The organism is Pyxidicoccus caerfyrddinensis (assembly GCF_010894405.1).
Classification (GTDB): domain Bacteria; phylum Myxococcota; class Myxococcia; order Myxococcales; family Myxococcaceae; genus Myxococcus; species Myxococcus caerfyrddinensis.
On record NZ_JAAIYA010000063.1, the window covers coordinates 1 to 7,437 of the forward strand.

Genomic DNA, 7,437 nt, shown 5'->3' on the forward strand with positions numbered 1-7,437 from the left:
GGAGCAGGCGCTGCTGGCCGTTGCCGAGGTGGAAGAGGGCGGCGCGCAGCAGCGGCGGCTGGGCCAGGACGAAGCTGGCCTGCATGCGCGAGGCCTCGGCTTCGAGCGCGGCGGGCTGCTCGGAGGCGGGCGTGGCGGAGAGGTCCACCTGGAGCAGGTGGAAGGGCGCTTCGTCGGAGCTGGCGTTGTCCTGCAGCCACTCTCCCTCGTGCTGGCGCAGGCGCAGGCGGAGGGCATCGTGGTGGGCCACGACGCGAGCGAGCGCCGTCTCCAGGCGAGAAGCGTTCAGCGGCTCGCGGGAGGCCAGGAGCACGGCCTGGTTGAAGTGGTGGGCGTGCGCCGCATCGTGCGCCAGCAGGTGGTGCTGGGCAGGGGTGAGCACCACCGGGCCGGTGACGGGGCCCTGCTCGCTACGTGCCTCGGAGGAGGACTTCGCCACCAGGGCGAGCTGCGCCACCGTCTGGTGCTGGAAGAGCTGGCGGGTGGCGAGCACCAGGCCGGCCTGGCGCGCACGCGCGACGACCTGGAGGCTGATGATGGAGTCACCACCCAGCTCGAAGAAGTTGTCGTGGATGCCGACCTGCTTCAGGCCCAGGACGAGCGCCCAGATGTCACACAGGCGCTGCTCCACGTCGTTGCGAGGCGCGACGTAGGCGGGCCCCAGCTCGGAGCGGGAGAGGTCCAGTGCGGGCAGGGCCTTCCTGTCGAGCTTGCCGCTGGAGTTGAGGGGCAGGGTCTCCAGGGCGACGAAGGCCGACGGGACCATGTACTCGGGCAGTTGCTGCTTGAGGAAGTCACGCAGGGCGCTGGAGTCGGCGGGCTGCTCACCCGCGGGCGGTACGACGTAGGCCACGAGGCGCTTGTCGCCCGGGGAGGCCTCGCGCACGACGACCACGGCCTGTCGCACCTGGGGGTGCTTCTCCAGGGTGGCTTCGATTTCGCCCAGCTCGATGCGCAGGCCGCGCACCTTCACCTGGAAGTCGAGGCGGCCGAGGTACTCGATGTTGCCGTCGGCCAGCCAGCGGGCCTTGTCACCGGTGCGGTAGAGGCGCGCGCCCGGTGTGTCGCTGAAGGGGTCCGGGATGAAGCGCTCCGCGGTGAGCTCGGGGCGGGCGAGGTAGCCGCGGCCGACCTGGATGCCGCCGATGAAGAGCTCGCCTGGCACGCCCGTGGGTACGGGCCGCAGGTGCGAGTCGAGGAGGCGAATGGAGGTGTTGGCGATGGGCCTGCCGATGGGAATGGAGCGGTGCGGCTCGTCGAGCATGCACGCGTAGGCGGTGACGTCGACGGCGGCCTCGGTGGGGCCGTAGAGGTTGTGCAGTCGGGCGGACGGCAGCCGATGCAGGCAGCGCTGAGCCAGCTCCAGCGGCAAGGCCTCGCCGCTGCACACCACGCGTTGCAGAGAGGTGCAGCGCTCCAGGCCCGGCTCCTCCAGGAACACCTGGAGCATGGAGGGGACGAAGTGCAGCGTGGTGATGTGCTGCTCGGAGATGAGGCGAGCGAGGTAGTCGGGCTCCTGGTGGCCACCGGGGCGAGCGACGACGAGGCGTGCGCCCGTCATGAGGGGCCAGAAGAACTCCCAGACGGAGACGTCGAAGCTGTAGGGAGTCTTCTGCAGCACCGAGTCGGCGGACGTCAGGCCATAGGCCTGCTGCATCCAGAGCAGGCGGTTGACGACGGCGCGGTGAGCATTCATGGCGCCCTTGGGGCGGCCAGTGGAGCCCGAGGTGAAGATGACGTAGGCGAGGCTGTCGGGGGTGGCCAGCGAGACGGGCGCGTGCGTGGGCAGGCCGAGCAGCGCTTCGTCGGCCAGGGACACCACGGCGGCCCCCTGCGTCTCCGGGAGGCGAGACAGCAGCGAAGGCTGAGCGAGGAGCACGGCGGGACGTGCGTCCTCCAGCATCCACGCCAGACGCTCGCGGGGGTAGGACGGGTCGAGCGGGACGTAGGCGCCACCGGCCTTGAGGATGGCGAAGAGGCCGACGACCAATTCGAGAGAGCGCTCCGCACACAAGCCGACGCGCACCTCGGGACCGACGCCGAGCGAGCGCAGGTGGTGCGCCAGTTGGTTGGCTTGAGCATCCAGCTCGCGGTAGGTGAGCCACTGGCCTTCGAAGCCAAAGGCAGGCGCGTCCGGCGTGCGCCGCACCTGGGCCTCGAAGAGGTGGTGGATGCAGGTGTCCACGGCCAGGGGCGCGCGGGTGTCGTTCCACTCGACGAGCACCTGCTGCCGCTCGGCCTCGGTGAGCAGGGGCAGCTCGGCGATGCGCTGCTCGGGCCGGGCGAGGACACCCTCCAGCAACTGGTGCAGGTGACCCACGAGACGCACCATGGTGGCGGTCTCGAAGAGGTCGGTGGGGTATTCCAGCGAGCCGACCAGTCCCTGTGCGGACTCGGAGAAGGCGAGGTGGAGGTCGAACCGGGAGGTGCGGCTCTCCAGCTCCATCGAGTCCAACGTCAGCCCGGGCAGGGAGTGGCCGGGCAGCGGATCGGCCTGAAGCACCAGCATGACCTGGAAGAGGGGGCTGCGGCCGAGGTCGCGCACGGGCCGGAGCTGCTCCACCAGCTTCTCGAAGGGGACATCCTGGTGCGCGAAGGCGCCCAGCGTGGTCTCGCGCACGCGGTGCAGTACCTCGCGGAAGGACGGGTTGCCCTCCAGCCGGGTGCGCAGCACCAGCGTGTTGACGAAGAAGCCGATGATGCCTTCGAGCTCGGCATGACGGCGGCCGGCAATGGGGGAGCCGACGCTGATGTCCTCCTCACCTGAGTGGCGGTGCAGGACCACCTGGAAGGCGGCCAGCAGGAGCATGAAGGGCGTGACGTCCTCACGCTGGGCCAGGGCCTTGAGCGCCTCCCACTTGGACGCGGACACCTGCACCGGGACGCTGGCGCCACGGTGGTCTCGCACGGCTGGACGCGGCGAGTCGGTGGGCAGCTCCAGGTGGGCGGGAGCCCCGGAGAGCTGCTGCTTCCACCAGGACAGCTGGCGCTCCAGCTCCTCGCCTTGCAACCACTGCCGCTGCCAGATGGCGTAGTCGGCGTACTGGACGGGCAGTTCAGGCAGAGGCGAGGGAAGCCCCTGGGCGAATGCGGCGTAGAGGGCGGCCACCTCGCGCACCAGCACGCCCATGGACCAGCCATCGGAGACGATGTGGTGGAGCACCAGCACCAGCACGTGCTCGGAGTCCGACAGCCGCAGCAGGGTGGTGCGCAGCAGCGGGCCGCGTGTCAGCTCGAAGGGGTGCAGGGACTCCGCGTAGGCGACGCGCAGTGCCTCGGCTTCACGCTGCTCGGCAGGAAGCGTGCCCAGGTCCACCCGCGTCAGGGCCACGTGGCCTTCGGGGTGGATGCGCTGCGAAGCCTGTCCCTGCTCGGCGTGGAGAGTGGTGCGCAGCGACTCGTGCCGGCGCACGAGCTCGGCGAAGGTGCGCTCCAGGGCGGAGACATCCAGCACGCCTCGGAGGCGCACCGCCGCGCGCATGTTGTAGAGCGGGTTGCCAGGCTCCAGCTCGTCGAGGAACCACAGCCGCTGCTGGGCGAAGGACAGCGGCAGGGGCTGCTCGCGCGGGACGGGCCGCAGCGCCGGCAGGGCGGGCGCCGGAGTGGAGCGGATGGCGTCGTCGATGGCCCGGGAGAGCGCTTCGAGCGTGGTGGCCTCGAAGAGGGTGCGGAGGGGCAACTCCACGACGAAGGAGGCGCGGATGCGGGAGACGACCTGGGTGGCCAGCAGCGAGTGGCCGCCCAGGGACATGAACTCGTCGAAGAGGCCAACCTGCTCGACGTGGAGCACCTCGCGCCAGATGGAGGCCAGGCGCTGCTCGGTGTCGGTGCGAGGCGCGGTGTATTCGGACGCCGAGGCCGCGGCGGAACCGGACGGGGCCGGCAGGGCCTTCTTGTCCACCTTGCCGCTGGACGTGAGGGGCAGGGCCTCCAGGGCGACGAAGGCCGAGGGCACCATGTACTCGGGCAGCCGGGACAGCAGGGCGGTGCGCAGCGACTGGGGCTCCACCTGGGTGTCGGGCTGGGACAGCACGTACGCCACGAGTCGCCTGTCGCCGGGCACGTCCTCGCGCAGCATCACGAGGGCTTCGCGCACGAAGGGCTGCTCGCGCAGCACCATCTCCACTTCGCCCGGTTCGATTCGGAAGCCGCGCAGCTTCAGTTGCTCGTCCAGACGGCCGAGGAACTCCAGCTCGCCGTGGGGCAGCCAGCGCACCTTGTCACCGGTGCGGTAGAGGCGCTCACCCGGGTGTGTGGCGAAGGGGTGGGGAACGAAGCGCTCAGCGGTGAGGGCGGGCAGGCCGAGATAGCCGCGGGCCAGGCCCGCGCCGCCGACGTACAGCTCGCCTGTCACACCCACGGCCACGGGCCGCAGGTGCTCGTCGAGCACGTAGACCTGGGCGTTGGGCAGGGCGCGGCCGATGCTCAGCCGCAGCGGGTCCACCGGGCCGCTGATGGTGGCGCAGATGGTGACTTCCGTGGGGCCGTAGGCGTTGAGCAGCGTGCGTCCCTGGCTCCAGCGCCGCGCGAGCTCGGGCGAGCAGGCCTCGCCGGCGGTGATGAGGGTCCGCAGCCCGGGCAGCCCTTCGGGCTCGAGCTGGGCGAGCACGGACGGGGTGAGCGTCGCGGCCGTGATGGCTTGCTCCAGCAGTAGCGAGCGCAGGGGCTCGCCCGGGAGCAGTTGCTGCTGCGGGGCCAGCACCAGGCAGACACCCCCGACGAGGGTGGAGAACACTTCCCAGACGGAGGCGTCGAAGCTGGTGCTGGCGAACTGGAGCACGCGGCTGCCGGGCGGGCAGCCGTGAGCGAGGGCCGCCGCACGCGCGGTGTTGGCCAGGCCTCCGTGGGTGAGCTGGGTGCCCTTGGGGCGGCCAGTGGAGCCGGAGGTGTAGATGACGTAGGCCAGGTTGCTGGCGTGCGCCTCGGAGTCGAGGTCGTCGGTGGACTCGCGCTCGACGCGCTCCGCGTGCTCGTCGACGAGGAACACATAGCCCCGGCGGTCGAGCAGGTGCTCCAGCGACGAATGCGTGAGCAGCACGGGCGCCAGGGCGTTGGTGGCGATGAAGTCCAGGCGCTCGGAGGGAAGAGACGGGTCGAGGGAGAGCCACGCGCCGCCGGCCTTGAGGATGGCCAGCATGGAGACGACGAGCTCGACGGAGCGCTCGAGGCACACCGCCACGAGGACCTCGGGGCCGACGCCAAGCCGGCGCAGGTGTCGGGCGAGCTGGTTGGCGCGGGCGTTGAGCTCGTCGTAGGTGAGCGTCTCGTCGCCGAAGCAGACGGCCGGGGCGCCCGGCGTGAGGCGCGCGTGGGCCTCGATGACACGGTGGACGGGCTGAGCGGGGACGCTGCCCGGCGTGTGGCTCCACTCGTCCAGCACCAGGCGGCGCTCGGAATCGGAGAGCAGCGAGACGTCGTCCAGGCGCGCCTCGGGCCGGGCGACGAGGCACTCCAGGACGGTGCGCCAGTGCGCGAGCAGCCGCCGCATGGCGGGCGCGGGGAAGCGGGGCTCGTCGTGTGAGAGCAGCAGCCGCACCGACGAGGTGCCGGGGATGACGGCGAGCGCGAGCGGGTAGTTGGAGCGCTCGGCGGCGATGGCCTCGCGCACGTCCAGGAAGGAGCTGCGCTGACGCAGCGACGCGTCGATGGGGTAGTTCTCGACGACGAGCAGGGACTCGAAGAGTGTGGCGCCGCGAGGCAGCTGGCTGAAGGACTGGACCTGGACGAGCGGAGAGTGCTCGTACTGGCGCAGCTCGAGCTGCTGGGCCTGGAGCGACTGTAGCCACGGCAACAGGGCGGAGCCGCCCGAGGGGACGCGGACGCGGGTGGGCAGCGAGTTGATGAAGATGCCCACCATCGCGCCGGAGCCGGGCAGCTCGGGAGGACGGCCGGCGAAGGTGGAGCCGAAGACGACGTCCTGCTCACCGGAGTAGCGCGAGAGGACGAGGGCCCACGCCGCGAGGGCCAGGGTGTTCAAGGTGAGCTGATGCTCGCGTGAGACATCCCGCAGCGACGCGGCGGCCTCGGCGGACAGGAGCAGCTCGTGGATGGGGTGCGACGGGGCCTGCCCCTGCGGGGGCGAGGCATGGGTGTCGCCCGGCAGCGTCGTGGGAGAAGAGAAGTCGGAGAGGGAGTCGCGCCAGAAGGCCGCGTCGGCGGAGTCGTCACGCTGGCGCAGCCAGGCGATGTAGTCGCGGAAGGGCGGCCGCGTGGCGGGAGGCGCGGAGCGTGCGGAGAGGCAGGCGTCGTAGAGGGAGAAGAACTCCTGGAGCACCAGGCCGAGGCTCCAGCCGTCCAGCAGCAGGTGGGAGTGGCTCCAGTGGATCCGCCAGACATCCTGCTGGAGGCGGAAGGCCACCATGCGCATCAGGGGCGCGCGGCGCAGCTCGAAGCCGCGCTGCCTCTCCTCGAGGAGGAAGTGCTGGTAGCGCTCGTGCTGCTCGGAGGCAGGGAGGGAGCGCCAGTCGAGCACCTCGAAGGCGCAGGGCAGACGCGTGTGGACCACCTGGAGGGGCGCGTTGAGGCCCTGCCAGTGGAAGGAGGTGCGCAGGATGGGAATGCGCTCGGAGGTGGACTGCCAGGCCTGATGGAGGGCAGCGGCGTCCAGGGCGGAGTGGATGGCCCAGGAGTGCTGCATGAAATAGACGGTGGACTCCGGAGACAGGAGGGCGTGGAACAACATGCCCTGCTGCGTGGGGGAGAGTGGGTAGATGTCCTCGACGTCAGGCCCGGTCTGTTGCAGCAGCGAATCGAGCGACGGCTGGGAGAGGGCCGCGAGCGGGAAGTCACCCGGGGAGAAGCGGCGGGCATCCTCCGAGGCGCGCGTGGAGATGAGGGCGCGCAGGTGGTGGAGGAAGCGCCCGGCCACCGACTCGATGGTGGCCGCATGGTGCAGGTGGGTGCTGTAGCCGAAGGAGAGCTGGAGCTGTCCGCCGAGCACGGAGCCGTTGATCTCCAGCACGTGCGGACGTGCACCGGAAGGTGCGGTCCGGGCGCCCACGGGCTCGTGGCTCAGGGAGAAGAGGCGACTGGAGGAAGCCGAGGCGTCGAGCTGGCCGAGGTAGTTGAAGGCCACCTGAGGCACGGGGAAGGACTGGAGCCGCTGGGCGATGTCCGTGGGGCCGAGCCACTTCAGCAGACCGAAGCCGATGCCGTGGTGGGGCAGGCGGCGCAGCGAGTCGCGCACGGAGCGCAGGCACTCACCCGCCGAGCCGCTCGTAGGCACGGGGAGCAGCACGGGAGTGAAGGAGGTGAACCAGCCGACGGTGCGGGAGAGGTCGACGCCGTCGAAGAGCTCCTCGCGGCCGTGACCTTCCAGGTGAACGAGGACGTGGGACTGGCCCGTCCACTCAGCGAGAGCGCGAGCCAGGGCGGTGAGCAGGACGTCGTTGATGTGGGCGCGCCAGGCGGAGGGCACTTCCTGGAGCAGCAGCTTCG

1 protein-coding gene is annotated in these 7,437 nt (G+C 70.9%); it reads right to left on the minus strand.

All coding sequences use genetic code 11. The annotated features are described in order from the left end of the window. The coding region (locus G4D86_RS51280; RefSeq protein ID WP_164003031.1) for a non-ribosomal peptide synthetase at positions 1 to 7,437 on the minus strand (7,437 nt) is incomplete at both ends.